Origin of the sequence: Pontibacillus halophilus JSM 076056 = DSM 19796 (assembly GCF_000425205.1) — a bacterium.
Lineage (GTDB): Bacteria > Bacillota > Bacilli > Bacillales > BH030062 > Pontibacillus_A > Pontibacillus_A halophilus.
Map to the genome: position 1 here is coordinate 22,606 of NZ_AULI01000001.1, position 16,081 is coordinate 38,686.

The window sequence follows — 16,081 nt, forward strand, 5'->3', positions numbered from 1 at the left end:
GATATAATGAAACATCTTCAAGGAGTTCTATTCGATTGGGCAGGTACTACAGTGGACTATGGCTGCTTCTCACCTGTGAACGTGTTTGTAGAGGTATTTCGCATGCGTGGAGTTGAGATTACGATGAAAGAAGCAAGAGAACCGATGGGGTTATTGAAGATTGACCATATCCGTGCGATTTGTGAAATGGACCGCGTCGCTGAAGCATGGGAAGACGTGCACGGATCTCGACCAAATGAACAAGACGTGGTGGAAATGTATGAAGAGTTTGAGCCACTCCTGTTCAGCACGCTTAAAGATTATACAGAGCCGCTGCCACACGTCGTTGAAGCTGTTCAATCCCTACGAGAAGCTGGGTTAAAGATTGGTTCCACCACTGGATTCACAAGAGAAATGATTGAAGTTGTGGCTGAAGAAGCTAAGAAACACGGCTATATGCCTGATGCCATCGTCACGTCAACGGATGTTCCAGCAGGACGCCCATACCCTTGGATGGCATTCACAAATGCAATGGAATTGAACATCTATCCGATGAGTTCAATGGTGAAGGTTGGCGACACCGTTTCTGATATGAAAGAAGGTGTTCATGCTGGGATGTGGACAGTTGGCGTGGTACTAGGAAGTAGTACGCTTGGGTTATCAAAGGACGACGTCGCTCGACTTGATGAAACAACATTAGAAGCACACATTCAAGAAGCGAGACGCCGATTAGTTGAAGCTGGAGCAGATTATGTCATTCGGGATATGAGCGAACTGATGGGGATTCTTCACGAAATTGATGAGCGTTATGAAACGGACGTCCTCCATGCATAATGTACCTCGAGGCGAGGGGGACATTAATTTGTCCTCTCTTCGTACCTCTTGGCAAGAGGACACGTTAAGCGAAGATTCGTACGACCTATTGCGTAGAGATGAAGAGGCATTTCTCCATCAATCCTTATCAACGCCATGCCTCAATGTCATTGAACGCGCTGAAGGGCCCTTTCTGATTGACCAAGATGGGAGACGGACGTATGACTTCCACGGAAACGCCGTCCACCAAGTAGGCTATGGACATCCAGAAGTCGTGAAAGCCGTTCAAGAACAGTTGGTACAGCTCCCTTTCTCCCCACGGAGATATACAAATGAACAAGCCGTAACGTTAGCTGAACGGCTCCTTGAGATTGCACCTACTCCACTTTCTAAGGTACTCTTTGCTCCTGGTGCAACGTCGGCGGTCGGAATGGCGTTAAAGTTAGCAAGAATAGCTACCGGACGACACAAGACGATGTCCATGTGGGAATCCTTTCATGGCGCATCCCTAGATGCTTTATCCGTTGGAGGTGAAGCTCACTTCCGTCGCCAAATAGGCCCGCTCCTTCCCGGTGCGATTCATATTCCCCCGCTATCCACCTATCGACCTCTATGGGAAGGGGCGAGCCTTGATGACCGACAGCTTGCTGCTTATATCGAGTATACGATGGAGCAAGATGGGGAGATTGGGGCCTTTATTATGGAACCGATTCGGAACACCGATGTTCAATTGCCTTCACAAGCGTTTATGAATAAACTACGAGAGCTTTGCACGAAACATGGCGTCCAACTCATATTTGATGAGACTGCAACGGCATTTGGACGTACTGGCAAGTGGTTTGCGTTTCAGCATTATGACGTCGTACCAGATATGGTCATTATCGGCAAAGGCCTTGGAGGCGGAGTATTCCCGATGGCTGGTCTTTTAGCTGCCGACAACCTGAACGTTGCTACGGATACTTCTATTGGCCATTACACACACGAGAAAAGCCCAGTCGGTGCTGCTGCCTCACTAGCGATGATCCATGTCATTCAACAGGAGCAGCTGCTAGAAAAGACAGCCACCCTCTCTCAACTGATGAGAGAACAACTCGAATCGTTGGCATCACGTTATGAACAAATTGGTGATTGCCGCATCATTGGTCTCTTATGCGGAGTAGAACTTGTGACAGACCGCAACACGAAGGAAAAAGCAACGAATTTAGCGGAACGCGTTCTATACAACTGCCTATCAAGAGGATTGAGCTTCAAACTATCGAAAGGAAACGTTCTTCAACTCTGCCCTCCCCTTACGATTACAAAGGAGCAGCTACTTGAAGCGTTGAACCTATTGGAACTAGCTTTACAAGATGAGATTGAAAAGGAGACAGATTCCGATGCGAGCTACACATGATGAGCGAAACCCATACTTATTGTTAACACCTGGACCACTTACGACGACGTCGACTGTGAAAGAAGCAATGCTTAAGGATTGGTGTACGTGGGATGACGATTATAAACATGTCGTCCAGTCCATCCGTCAACAATTGTTACAGATTGGCCACGTATCAGACGATGTCTATACCTCCGTACTTATGCAAGGAAGCGGTACATTTACAGTTGAATCGGTCATAGGAACTGTCATCCCGAATGACGGCAAACTCCTCGTGCTTGTAAATGGGGTTTATGGAGCTAGAATCGCAGAAATCAGCGAGCGTCTCGGCATTGAAACCATTCGGTTCGAACAAGATGAGACGGAGCCGATTGACCTTGAAGCATTTGAGCGACACCTTCAAGTCCATAAAGACCTCACACACGTTGCGGTCGTTCATTGTGAGACGACGACCGGTATGCTTAATCCCCTTCAAGAGATTAGCAAACTTGTAAAAGCTCACGACAAAACATTGATCGTGGATGCAATGAGTAGTTTTGGAGGGATTCCAATTCACGTTCCCGATTTACAAGCCGATTATTTAATTAGCAGTGCAAATAAGTGCATCCAAGGCGTCCCAGGCTTTGGGTTTGTCCTTGCTCGTAGAGAAGCATTAAAGCAATGCAAAGGCCAAGCTCGCTCCCTGTCGCTCGATTTATACGATCAGTGGGAGGTCATGGAGCATCAATCAGGAAAATGGCGCTTCACGTCTCCTACCCACACGGTACGTGCCTTTCAAGTCGCACTTGAGGAGCTCGAAGCAGAAGGTGGCGTGACCAAGCGATATGAACGCTATACCGCGAACCAGCGCACCCTTGTTCATGGTATGCGGACACTCGGCTTTTCTCCTGTATTAGAAGACGACTGGCAATCGCCCTTTATTACGTCTTACTACTATCCAGAACACGAAGAGTTTACGTTTGAAGCTTTCTATTCCAGACTAAAGGAAAAGGGATTTGTTATTTACCCAGGCAAAGTAACGAACATTCAATCCTTCCGCATTGGAACAATTGGCAACATAGACAAAGAAGATGTACACGCTCTTCTTTCTGCCATTGAAGCCTCCATGTACTGGACGGATGAAAGAATAGAAATAGAATCTAGAATATAAGAAGGGGCCTTCTATATCCCTTTCCCCTCTTACGATAGAATAAGAAGAAATGTAAGAATAGAGGTGTACGAGCTTTGTCCCTACTAGCCGAAGAACGAAAGAAAGAGATTACCCAGCTGCTTGAACATCAAGGAAGAGTAAAGGTCAACGAACTTGCAGATCGATTGAATGTCTCAACCGAAACCATCCGTCGTTACCTGGATGACCTTGAAGGAGAGCAGAAGCTGAAGAAAGTATACGGAGGGGCAATCCCTGTCGAACAGGAGAAGGAACTTCCTCACTACGAACGGACGTCGCTTCATTCTGAGGCGAAGAAGCTAATTGGAAAGCTTGCAGCAGATGAAGTAAACGACCATGACCGCATCGTCATTGATGAAGGAAGCACTCCTCTTCATATGATTCCGTTTCTATCAACGAAGAAGAATCTTACCATTATGACATGCTCCATCCCGGCATTGAACCAACTCGTAGACTATCAGAAACGCCAGCAGCTCGATGCACGCATCCTCTTCATAGGTGGTGAAGTGAGTGTAGAACATTTACGTGTGTCTGGATCGATTGCTGAGAAGATGATGGAGGACTTCTACGTGAACAAGGCCTTCATTGCAGCAGATGGTGTGCATATTGACCACGGCGTAACGAGCTACGATCCGAACAAAGCCTTATTTACGAAGAAGCTAATGGAGCAATCTGAACAGAACTACATTATGGCCGACTCTTCTAAGGTCGGGCTACGCACCTACGTAAAGATGGCTACACTTGATGACATTCATACCATCGTAAGCAATGAAGCACCTCCTAGTAACTGGACTGCTTCTCTAGAGTCAACAGCTACCAACTGGCTCTATCCTAAGAACGCTTAAAACGAAAAAAGGGAACTTCCTTGGTTAAGGAAGTTCCCTTTCGTTGTTTCATAGTTACTTAAGAGCTTTGTTGATAAGATTCTTTTGATTCTTGCTGATACTGCATTTTCTGATGGTCTTCTTTCAATGCAACGGACAGCGACCAAACCATCATAAGGAGTATGATGGTGAATGGAAAGGCAGACACGATGGACGCCGTTTGCAGAGCACCGAGACCTCCTGAGTAAAGAAGCACTCCTGCTGTCGCTGCTTGAATCACACCCCAGCTTAGTTTAACGACATTTGGTGGATTTAAGCTTCCGTTAGTCGTTTGCATACCAAGTACGAACGTTGCAGAGTCCGCTGAAGTAATGAAGAACGTGCTGATTAGCACAATCGCAATAATCGTTAGTACAATCCCGAATGGGAATGACTCAAATGTACCGAATAAAGCAGATTCAGTTGCTAAATCCGTAAGTCCAGTGTTCACTCCGTCAAGTTCTTGCTTCAGACTAGAACCACCGAATACGGCGAACCAGAACATACTGAATAGACTTGGAACGAGAAGAACGCCTGTGACGAATTCACGAATCGTACGTCCTTTCGATACACGGGCAATGAACGTTCCTACGAATGGAGACCAAGCAATAAACCATGCCCAATAGAATACTGTCCATCCTTGAATCCATTCATTGTAATCTGACGTTAACGGTGCCATTTGGAAACTTTGAATCGGTAGGTTCTGGAAATAAGAACCTAACGTAGAAGAAAAGATATCCATGATGAACACAGACGGTCCAAGAATAATCGTTAGTAGAATTAATCCAAGCGCCAGAACAATATTTGTGTTACTCAAATATTTAATCCCTTTGCTTAGACCTGTCCAAGCAGAAATCATAAATAGAACCGTAACGATGGCAATAATTACGAACTGAGTCGAGATGTTGTTCTCAATGTCAGTGATGAACGCAAGTCCGCCCCCAATCTGGGAAGCTCCAAGACCTAGTGATGTCGCTACACCAAAGATTGTGGCAAATACCGCAATGACATCAATCGTTTTCCCGATTGGGCCGTATACGCGGTCTCCAAGGATCGGCTTGAATGTGGCACTGATGACGCCAGGTGCACCGCGACGGAATTTAAAGTAGGCAATCCCAAGCGCAATTACGGTGTAAATGGCCCATGTATGGAAGCCCCAGTGGAAGAAGGAGTAACGCAACGCGTCACGAGCAGCTTCAACCGATTCTGGCTCAGCCTGTGGAGGAGTGGCAAAGTGAGCAAGTGGTTCTGCAGATCCCCAGAACACAAGCCCTATTCCCATACCTGCACTGAATAGCATGGCAAACCAGGTAACCTTGTTGTACTCCGGTCGGTCGTCTGGCTTTCCTAGACGAATCTTACCATAAGGACTGAATATTAAATAAATCGAAAAGACCAAGAAAACTGTTACGGATAGTAGATAGAACCATCCAAACTTAGAAGTAAGAAATCCTTGAATATCACTTGATACTTCACCAAGATGAGTTGGAGCAAATGCACCCCACAGTACGAAAATGGCGGAAATTGCAAGTGAAATCCAAAATACACTTGTTACTTTCTTCATAAGTATCCCCTTTCTTTGTTTCATTTATAAAGTTTAATCTGTACAAACGTTTCATTCCGAAAATAATTTTATCACTTATATCACAAAATGCAATGAATAAACTTCTTTTTTCAACAAAATTTTGCGTGGGTACTCCTCACTAAACCTTCTTTTTCTTTATGTGGAATAGACTTCATCCTTCTCTTGAACTAGTGATGTTTTATCGGTGGGGCATTCGGTGAACCCTTGTGGGAGACTGGATGTTCAATGGTAAATTCTATCCCTTTCTGCTCCCCTTCTCATCTCTCACCTAGCAACTTACACATCGTCCATTCTTACAATCATCAAAGCCCTCTTCCCTTACCATTAAATCTAAATTTGTAGAACCTTGTAACATTATAAGAACCTTCGTCGAATCCCCTATTAAAGCTTAAGAAAACGGGAAAGGTTTGTTACTTTAAGATAGATAAGGGTTCCTTTATTTGGGACTGATTACTTTCCTAAGGGAGTGGATGGCATGAAGCTCGACGAACTAGATCTTGATTCATCTGTACAGGAAACCGAAGACCGACCAAAGACGAAGCCATATTTGACTGCGTTAATCGGATGGAGCATTCCAGCAATAGAGGCTGCCCATCGCTTAAACCGACCATTCGTAGTGGTAGGTCCAATTGGGTTCGAAGAATATGCGGAGAAGCATGACATTGCCTTTATCGGTTGGGACTTTAACCGAATGAACGATAGTTCTGACCGCCTTTATTTGCAACTGAAAGACATGGGGGTAGAGCTTGCGGTGCCTCTTTATGAAGAGTGTGTAGAATGGGCTGGTGCGTTGAATGCACGCTTCCGGGAAGAACCAAGATTGTTCAACCGTTCCCTCCTTCTACGAGACAAGGGGCTTATGAAGCGTAAAGCACAAATCGCCGGGATTAAAGTTGGTGTATTTGAAGAGGCAAGAAGCACAGAAGATGTTAAACGCTTCTTAAAGCGAGTGAATGATGCACTACTCAAGATGGATGGGGATTACTATGAGCCAATCCACGTTAAACCGCTAGACAAAGCAGGATCTGTTGGCCACTTAGCCATTGATCGATTAGAAGATGTTGCGAAACTAACAGAAGAAGATTTCCCTTTGTTAATGGAAAGTCATCTAGACGGACAGGAATTCTCCTGTGAGGCTTTCGTTCATAAAGGTAAAATCCAATTCCTGAACATTACAGAGTACATTCGCCTTGGCTATTCAAACTTTGTGCCTGCTTCCGCATCCTTAGAAGAGAAGCGTCCACTCATTCATAAAGCGATTGAACAGCTTATTGAAGCGTTTGAAATTGAATATGGAGTTATCCACCCAGAGTATTTCATCATGCCTGATGGAACGCTTCATTTTGGTGAGGTTGCTGCGCGTGTACCGGGTGGCCATATCTTCGACCTTATTGAGAAGGCTCATGGATTTAATGCCTATGAAGCCCAAATTCTGTGTAGTGATCCGAACACAACTGAAGAAGAGCTCGCACAATTCTTCCCTTCCCCTACGGACTCAAGCGAATATGCAGGATGTCTGATGGTTCATCCACATGTGGATTATGTAGAAGAATTAACGGTACCAGAAGAACTTGAACAGCATCCGTATTTTGAGAAGCATGACATGTTTACACCTCCACAAGGAAAAGTTGCTCAGACAGATGGCTTTGGAAACCACTACGGCACCATCTTCTTTAAAGGGGAAGACCCAGAAGAGATGCGTAACCTACTTAAGATGTACGAAGAGTACAACTTCTTTAGGTAAGAAAGGAGAGTCACTATGGCTGAACCTACTCAAATTAAAGAAGAGCGGTTTACGACTGCGTTGGAACAGTTGAAGCAGTCCCCGCCATTTGCGAAAGCGAAATATCAGACGGATGTCTACCAAGAAGCGAATCGGCTTCTACAGACGAAAGCTGGTTTAGAGCTTTTATACCAGTATGCTGACCAGTATGACGAGAGCGGCGTGTTTCAAGATGGGCCTTGGGAGAAAGCCGAAAAGCTCCAACCCCCACTTGTTGCAGGTTCTCTCCAAGCCAAAGGATTGCCGATGATTATTGAAGTGCTTAGCGAGCTGCGAATGTTGGCACTCGCTAAGGACAAATATTCCCACCCTGTTGTCACACCATCGATGGCGGAAGAATTTCTGAACGAAGTCATGGTACTCAACTTAGACCTTCTCTTTCCGAATGCCTCGGAAAGCTCTCGGATTGAGAAACGAGAGAACCTACACCTATCCCAACAACTGCTGCAATTTATTATCAAATACCTCTCCCCTAAAGCCATTGTGACCACACTTGTGAAAGAAATACAGCGCTTAACCGCCCAACGTCCGATTATGATTAACCGTACCGTCTCCATGATTGCCATGGCGAAGGAATTACTCGCATCAGGAGACGAATCGTATGAAGCTGAAACGTTGAAGGAATACATTTCAGCCATTGAAGGTCCTTCCCTGCTGAGCCGCCAATATCCACAGGTACAGCGGTATCGGATTCAACTGAAGGACTTGTCTAAACAAGAGTTAATTTCTGAAAGTAAATCCTTTGCTACCTCCATGAGGCATACGGGTCTCGTAGCGCCACAGCATGCGACGTTAGTTCGGTTCTTAAACCGTCATGCGCCTGAAGTGCTCCCCTTTGCCCTTGGGCTTAATAGCAAAGGAAAAGCAAATTTAGAGGAACATGCAGAACTTGTTGGTCAGGTAATCAAGACCGCAATCTACCCTGCGACGAAACAGTCGATTTACGGGCTTGCACTCATGCTTGAACGAGGCGTGCTCTCATCGGCACCTGTTACACCTGGACTCCGTCGACTCATCGAACTTGATATTCGTGCAGACGTTCGTAACACTTTGTTCCAGGCTGCACATCAAGGGGACGGACTTACAGCAAATACACTGCTCCTATCAGGCGTAATTAACGTACTCGGACAGCCGCTAGGCGTTGGCCAAGGCATGAATCCAACGTGTCAGGCTGCACGGGGTATTAGTCTATGGGCTCAGCACGCTCCTGGAATGCTCCTAGAACTGATTCCGCGTGCGGCGCGAGATGGTGACCTTGACTTTACATTTGAGGGAGTCCAAATCCATTCGAAGGATTTATCAGGTGGGCTGGCTCCGGAATTACATAAGGAGCTTGACCCTGTGTCTCTCGTTCTCGTCCCTCACCTCGACCGTATTTACAGTGAGATGATGACCCGCGTTTCGTTACGTGGAGAAGACGGGCATCGATGGGTCAATCCTTCTTTCTATGGAAGCTGGGTACAGCGGGGGTTCTCGACTGCCATTGATCCTATTACAGGCAACATCGTAGATTATGCCGGCTTTGTCCGCTTGTTCTATGCCACACATCACCCAGAGTACAACGATGACTATGAGTTGATCTATCCGAACCCTGTTGGCATATTCATTACGAATGTCCATGGGAAAATGCTCGGATTCCATGCTGTGTCCATCCAGCGAATTGCGAAGTTTAACGAACAGTATCGCATTTACTTCTATAACCCGAACAACGACAGCTCCCAAAACTGGGGACAAGGAATCGAACCGACCGTACTCGGACATGGCGAGCTAGAAGGCGAATGCTCGCTTCCTTTCCATGAGTTCGTGTCTCGACTCTATGCGTATCATTACAACCCGTACGAACAAGGCGAGTCCTATGCTGTCGAGGATGAACATGTCCATCAAGTTCAACAACTCGCAAAAGCTAGCTGGGGACAAGAATATACGTGGATGTAGAAGAAGACCGTCAGTGGCATACTGACGGTCTTTCTGTATCCTATGTATAAGACAACCTTCATTCTCCGTATGTATGGTATAAAGGGGGGAGAATGATGGACATTCTACTTGCATCTGGAGGTTGCTTAGCAGCTGGGATCTACATTGGATATCGACTATCAACGTCAAGGCGCAAATCGAAACAAACCGAGACCCTCCACGTGTTCTTCTCAAGAACCTCCCCATCATTGAAGCCATCCATTACCGATACCATCTCTCAGGCTGAGGCTACGATTGAGGTGGCCACCTCCCTACTGACCGACCGAAATATTATTGGTGAACTGTGCCACGCTTCGAAACGCGGGGTCCGTGTAAGAGTACTAGTAGACCGACATCAACTCACAGATGACAGCGACTGTATTAAGCTCGCCCGCCTCCTTCACGACTACGGTGTTCAAATCAAGACGCATCAACATGAAGGGACATTGAATCTATCCCTCCTCTTGTGTGATAAGCAGCAACTGCTTACGGGCTCTCCTCCTTTTAGTCGGCACGCCTTCCAACACAACGATGAAATTCTCTTTCTATGCAAAGAATCCTCCGCCATCCATACGTGTTCACGCCGCTTTGAAGAAATGTGGGATGAAGCGGTGAGCTATGCCTTTTACTCCTATAAATAATGAATATCCTATTGAAAATCGAAACACATGACCTTTCTTCTAAACTTTGATACATTGAAGTAGAAATGAGGTGGAAAAAATGAACATTACAATTCTTGGCGCAGGGGCTTTAGGCGCTTATTTCGGAGCCCGTTGGCAGGAAGCGGGCGCACATGTCCAGTTCCTCGTTCGACCCGGGCGAGCACGACAATTACGTACATATGGCATGCACGTTGTAAGTGTACATGGTGATGTGACCATTAAGGATCCAACTATTGTGGAAAAGACTGAGAACCTTGATGAGACCGACCTTGTCGTAGTAGGCGTGAAAGGCTATCACCTGCAAGGAGCATTGCCCACGCTGAAGACTCTCGTTGAAGGCGGAGCGAAAGTATTGCCACTCCTAAATGGGATTGAACATTTGTATACGCTGCAGAAGGAACTTGGGGAAGAGAACGTTCTTGGCGGGCTTTCGTATATCATTGCAACGTTAGATGATCGTGGACATGTTGTTCATACGAGCGACTTGCACGACATTCACTTCGGCCCACTTCATCCATCTCAACATGACGTATGCCGGAAGTTAACGGAAGTGAGTAATGGAGCAACGATGCGAACGCTAGAAAGTGAACATATTCTAACTGACATGTGGCAGAAGTATATGTTCATTACCGCATTCAGTGGGATTACGACTGCAAGTGATCTTGAGATTGGTAAAGTACGCGCGGAACCTTCGACGCTACAAGCAGCGAAGAAAGTGCTTCAAGAAATGAAACAGTTAGCTTTAGGATACGAAATTCCATTGACGGACAAGCACGTAGCAGCTGGTCTCTCTAAGATCGATACACTCCCAGCTGAAGCGACTTCTTCCATGCATCAAGACAAACGAAAAGGCCTCCCTTTAGAGGTCGACCATTTACACGGCGGTGCGCTTCGGCTAGCAGAGAACATCGGAATTTCCTTACCATCTATTGAAATGATTCATGCCTTAATTAAGCCGTATGAACGCGGGGACTAATTTATGAGAGGGCACCCCCCTCTCATTTAGTATCCTTCAACAGTTGACTTACCAACGCTAGGCCATCATCCTTTGGATAGATATCATAGATCATCTTCGCCAAGCGGACCGCATCTCCAAAGAAGAAGCGTTCATAGAGTGTTTGCCTCGTTCCAAATGGGCTCATGCATATATCCCATGCTAAGCGAAACAAACGAACCTTCTCTTTCCCATCAGCAACATCTGTTTGCAAATAATACGATAGCTTCTCCCCAACTTCAGACTCGAAATCTTTCTCTGAGAACAACGTAATCATTCCGCTTGCCCCTAGTTGTTCAATGATTTCTGTGAACCTTGGGTATGTCTCTTGAAAGGTGTTCACCGCCACTAATAGAGGAATTCGATTCGGAATATAATAGCCATCCATCTTCTCTCCAGATTGTTCTGCGTAATGTAACAACGCACGCATGCTCTCTAGCCCTTTCGCTATTTGTGCGACCTTTAGTTGAACGTGCTCATATTCCCCAATCCCGATGGCGTCTACAACAGACTGAGCAATCCCAAGTAGTAGTTCTGTCTTCACGACCTGTCTCGATACAATTGTATGAAGGGTAAGTGGTGTGAAGTACCCTTTCACATATAGCTGATGAGTCGCCAGAATGTCCTCATAAATAAACACACGCTCCCACGGTACAAGCACCTCATCAAATACAACAAGTGCATCATTTTCATCGAAGCGTGAGGACAGGGGCGCATTATACTGAATATCGTCCCATTTAAATGACTCTCGACAATGATAGGAGATGCCTTTCGTATTCGTTGGCACCGAGAATAAATAAGCATGGCGCTTATCTGCAACACCTGGGGCAGAATAGACGAGCAATTCATCCGTCATCCCACCTTGCGTCGCCAAGAGCTTGGCGCCTTTCACAACAATGCCTTCTTGGTTCGTCTTTACCACATGCGCATTCATACAATCATCATCAAGCATCGCCAACTGTGAACGATTTCGTTGTGGGTTCATAAACGTATGGGTGAAGGAATAATCCTTCTCACACGCTTCTTCGTAGAAAGCAACAAGACGGTCAGGATGGACGGTTTCACTCTTCTGAAGGTGAATCGTTGACATGCGGAAGGCCGTTAACACCGTATTCATGTAATCCGGGCTTCTTCCCATCAATCCCCCTGTATGCCTAGCCCAAGCCTCCGTTAACTTTCGTCTAGCGATGAGGTCTTCAATTGTAAGAGGGATTTTGTACGAATTGCTGACCCGCTTCCCTGTCGTGTCTTGGCGGAAGGAAAGTTCAGGACTGGCATGTTGAATGTCGTACAACTCTGCCTGTGTACGCATCACCCCGCTAAATGCACGATGACTGGATAGCTCCCCTACAATGCGTTCCCCATCCATCCAGATGTCCGCCTTCAACCTATTGATTCGCCAAAGATACTCTTTGCCTGTAATAATCGACATACTCATCCCCCTTACATACGTCCCTTTTAGTGTATACATAGGAAACTTGTATCGTTCCAAAACCTTCCTTTATTGTGACTTTTCGTCGTTTTCAAGGTGGAATGTCATTTCCATTACTTTGTTATGAATGAATTGTACGATACAATGTCATTATTGTATTAGGAGCGTTTTAGTAAAGGAGTCCTTGAAGATATGATTGATTTAACGGCACCAGAAGTATTGGAGCTTAGTGGCTGGACGGTCTATAAGCGTGGTGAATCGTATTACGATGCTGGAGCTGTAACACGTTATAGCCGTTATACCACTTCCGACCAACTGCATACTCGCATTTTCGCTGAAGTGGCCGGTAGTCCAAATCAGTACGAAGTGCAGCTTACCTTTGCCAACCAATCTGGCGCCTACATGCACGGTCAATGTACCTGTCCTGCATTCCAGGAAGGTATGAGCGTATGTAAGCACATGGTTGCTGCACTGCTCGAGACGATTAAGCGGTATACAGATAACCAGACGCCTGGGGCAAGAAGAGCGACACTGAAAGGGAACGAACCCTCTCAGCAGGAGCTTCAGAAAGCTTCGACTTTCGTGGATACATTACTTGAACAGGTAACGGAATCTGAGAACAATTACGTACAAGAAGAAACGGAACCCTTGCATCTTCAATTCGAATTGGAAGGCGTATTCACCCGTTTCTCTAAACCAAGTGACTTAGAACTTAGTATCAAGGCTGGCACCTCAAAGTTATACGTGGTGAAGGACCCCGCTCAGTTCGTGGACGCATGGTATAACGGAGAGCCTTTGTATTTCACTTCTAAATTCACGTATGAACCGGACACACAGCTTATTAACGAAGACGACGCACGAGTGCTTGAGTTTCTTTATCCCATCATTAAGAGTCAGCAATATTTCAGTGAAAGCGATTTGTATTTACGAAGTGCGAAAAAGAATATTCAACTCCCGAACCACTTCCTTTCACAGCTCTTCCCGTTACTTGAAGAGTGTGATTCGGTCGTGTTGAAGGGGCAGATGGAAGATGTTCCGTTGCATATTGAACAGAATCACTTCCCTGAATCATTCCGCCTCGCATCAGATAACAGACACTATTCATTAACCATTGTAGACAATGGATTCTTAAGTGAACAAATTGCCGACACACCTTATTTCGTGAAGAAAAATCAATTGTATAAAGTCAGCAGAGACATCGCCCAATCTGTCATTCCTTTGTATAACCATTTGGCAGAGCAGCCTGAGCGTACGCAAGTCCTTGAACAGGACCATGTCGAACAACTAGCTGGAACGGTGTTTCCTGTTCTAGAAGAACACGAACTCCTTGTTATTGAGGACGACATTACATCCAACTTGAAGCGCTATGAATGCGAACCGAAACTACATCTTCAGGAAGAAGATCACGTGTTAATGGCTAACCTAACCTTCCACTACGGCGAAGAAGTAATCGACCCATTTCGCCCGAGTCAGCGGCAATCCAATCAAGTGATCACCCGTAATATGAAAGTGGAGCGCCAACTGATGGACCTAATCACACAAGCGAATTTCCACTGGAACGGATCGGTACTTTCATTACGCGGCAGCGAAGACCTTGGTCGTTTCTTCTACGTCATTCTTCCTGAGTTAGAGAAACAAGCAGAAATCACGATGTCTGACGGTGTTCAAGACATGTACGGGGAGTTACCAGAAGAGGTGCCATTGGCGCTAGACGTAGACGAGAATTATGGATGGTTTGAAGTTCGTTTCCCGACAGAGGATTTGTCTGATGACCAGATTACATCCCTCTTCCAATCCCTAAAGGAAAGGGCAAGCTACCACCAGCTCGATAACGGGCGGGTTGTAGACTTGAATGAGGACAACTGGGAACACATACGGAAGTTATTCGACCAGCTCGACCTTGACCCTGAGGCATTCGAAGGTGGCGTGATGCATCTTCCGAAATATCGCGCTCTCCAAGTCGACACATCCGCAGGGGTTCAACAAAGTGAAGCGTTTATGAAACTCATTGAAGCCGTGAAGCACCCTGAAACGTTGCAAGAAGAGCCACCTGAGGCGTTACAGGCAACTATGCGGGATTATCAGCTGCGTGGTTTTCAGTGGTTACGGTCCCTTTCTCGCCATGGGTTCGGAGGCGTACTAGCCGATGAGATGGGACTTGGGAAGACGTTGCAAAGCTTAGCCTACATCTTGGCTAGCCGCTTGGAGCGTCCAGACGCTGAGCCGTTTCTTGTCGTGACTCCTGCCTCTCTCATCTACAACTGGGAACAGGAGGCAGCTAAATTCACCCCGACACTTAACGTACGCATCGTATCCGGAACGAAGGAAGCGCGGCGAAAACAGCTCGAAGACCTCTCAAATGTAGATATGATTATTACGTCTTATCCAATTATGAGAAGGGATGTGGACTTATATCAGTCTCATTTCTTTCAAGGCATGCTATTGGATGAGGCACAGTCGTTCAAGAACCATACATCGCTTACGTACAAGTCAGTCCGTACCATTCGAGCCGAGACTGCATTTGCCTTAACAGGTACACCGGTTGAGAACCGCGCCGAAGAGCTTTGGTCCTTATTCTCGATTGTCATGCCAGGTCTCTTGTATGACCGACAATCGTTCAAGGGACTTTCCCAACCGCTCATCCAGCGTAAAATTTCACCATTCGTGCTACGCCGGACGAAGAAGAACGTCCTAACCGAACTTCCGGACAAAATCCAAACCGTTCGGTATACCGATTTAACGAAAGAGCAACGCGAGCTGTACGTCGGATACCTTAGAGAGATTCAACAGCAGACGAAACGCCAGCTTGCAACAGGAACGTTCCAGCAAAATAGGATGCAGATTCTAAGTAACCTGACCCGACTAAGACAGCTGTGCTGTCACCCTGGACTATTCGTCGAAGATTACGAAGGGCAATCTGGGAAGCTTGAAGAACTGCGTACCTTTGTACGAGAAGCCCATGAGAATGGCCAGCGACTGCTGATCTTCTCCCAATTCACATCCATGCTCGACTTGATTGCAGACATGGTGAAAGAAGAAGGTCTCACCTACTTTTATCTTGACGGAGAAACGCCTGCACAAGACCGCGTTACGATGGCAACCCGATTCAACGAAGGGGAAAATGATTTATTCCTTATTTCCTTGAAAGCAGGCGGAACCGGTCTCAACCTTGTCGGAGCAGATACCGTCGTGCTGTACGATCTGTGGTGGAACCCTGCTGTTGAACAACAAGCAGCCGACCGTGCCCACCGCATCGGACAGAAGAAATCCGTTCAAGTCGTCAAAATGATTGCGAAAGGTACGATTGAAGAGAAAATTCAATCGCTTCAAGAGCAAAAGCAGAACTTATTCGACACACTGATTCAGTCCGGAGAAGGCAACTTATCCGCTCTAACAGAAGACGATATTCGCGATATCTTAAGCATTTAACAAAAGCCACCCACTCCTTATGGTAGGAGTAGGTGGCTTTTCCTTTGC

At 46.2% G+C, this 16,081-nt stretch carries 11 protein-coding genes; 9 read left to right on the plus strand and 2 right to left on the minus strand.

Features of this window, described 5'->3' with window-relative positions:
• Positions 1-6: 6 nt before the first annotated feature.
• The 4 genes from phnX (at position 7) to H513_RS0100135 (ending at position 4,177) form a co-directional block, all read left to right on the plus strand.
• Positions 7-813, plus strand: coding sequence for a phosphonoacetaldehyde hydrolase (gene phnX, locus H513_RS0100120; RefSeq protein ID WP_026798862.1), 807 nt, complete (start codon positions 7-9; stop codon positions 811-813).
• Positions 806-2,185, plus strand: a complete 1,380-nt coding sequence (pbfA, locus tag H513_RS0100125; RefSeq protein ID WP_036769001.1) for a (R)-1-hydroxy-2-aminoethylphosphonate ammonia-lyase — start codon at positions 806-808, stop codon at positions 2,183-2,185. Before phnX ends, pbfA begins: the two co-directional genes overlap by 8 nt.
• Complete coding sequence (phnW, locus tag H513_RS19310; protein WP_051239542.1) at positions 2,169-3,314, plus strand: 2-aminoethylphosphonate--pyruvate transaminase; 1,146 nt, start codon at positions 2,169-2,171, stop codon at positions 3,312-3,314. Before pbfA ends, phnW begins: the two co-directional genes overlap by 17 nt.
• A gap of 74 nt (positions 3,315-3,388) precedes the next feature.
• The gene (locus H513_RS0100135) at positions 3,389-4,177 is read left to right on the plus strand and encodes a DeoR/GlpR family DNA-binding transcription regulator (protein WP_026798864.1); all 789 of its coding nucleotides are present in this window, start codon (positions 3,389-3,391) and stop codon (positions 4,175-4,177) included.
• 58 nt (positions 4,178-4,235) lie between these two features.
• Here H513_RS0100135 and H513_RS0100140 read toward each other — a convergent pair whose 3' ends face one another.
• Positions 4,236-5,759 (minus strand): glycine betaine uptake BCCT transporter, encoded by a 1,524-nt coding sequence (locus H513_RS0100140; RefSeq protein WP_036768879.1) that lies wholly within the window; start codon positions 5,757-5,759, stop codon positions 4,236-4,238.
• Between the two features lie 496 nt (positions 5,760-6,255).
• Here H513_RS0100140 and H513_RS0100145 point away from each other — a divergent pair, with 496 nt between their 5' ends.
• The 4 genes from H513_RS0100145 to H513_RS0100160 all read left to right on the plus strand — a co-directional run bounded on the left by H513_RS0100145 (position 6,256) and on the right by H513_RS0100160 (position 11,154).
• A complete protein-coding gene (locus H513_RS0100145; RefSeq protein WP_051239544.1) occupies positions 6,256-7,524 on the plus strand; it encodes an ATP-grasp domain-containing protein in 1,269 nt (422 codons plus the stop codon).
• A gap of 15 nt (positions 7,525-7,539) precedes the next feature.
• Positions 7,540-9,498 carry a hypothetical protein gene (locus H513_RS0100150; protein WP_026798867.1) on the plus strand — a complete coding sequence of 653 codons (1,959 nt, stop codon included), beginning with the start codon at positions 7,540-7,542 and terminating at the stop codon, positions 9,496-9,498.
• A 95-nt stretch (positions 9,499-9,593) separates the two neighbouring features.
• Positions 9,594-10,157, plus strand: coding sequence for a phospholipase D-like domain-containing protein (locus tag H513_RS0100155; RefSeq protein ID WP_026798868.1), 564 nt, complete (start codon positions 9,594-9,596; stop codon positions 10,155-10,157).
• A 79-nt stretch (positions 10,158-10,236) separates the two neighbouring features.
• Positions 10,237-11,154: a ketopantoate reductase family protein gene (locus H513_RS0100160; RefSeq protein ID WP_026798869.1), complete on the plus strand. Its 918-nt coding sequence runs from the start codon at positions 10,237-10,239 to the stop codon at positions 11,152-11,154.
• Positions 11,155-11,176: 22 nt separating this feature from the next.
• Here H513_RS0100160 and H513_RS0100165 read toward each other — a convergent pair whose 3' ends face one another.
• Positions 11,177-12,604, minus strand: coding sequence for a 4-hydroxyphenylacetate 3-hydroxylase family protein (locus tag H513_RS0100165; RefSeq protein WP_026798870.1), 1,428 nt, complete (start codon positions 12,602-12,604; stop codon positions 11,177-11,179).
• A 192-nt stretch (positions 12,605-12,796) separates the two neighbouring features.
• Between H513_RS0100165 and H513_RS19315 the strand changes: the two genes are divergently transcribed.
• Complete coding sequence (locus H513_RS19315; protein ID WP_051239546.1) at positions 12,797-16,033, plus strand: DEAD/DEAH box helicase; 3,237 nt, start codon at positions 12,797-12,799, stop codon at positions 16,031-16,033.
• Positions 16,034-16,081 lie beyond the last annotated feature (48 nt).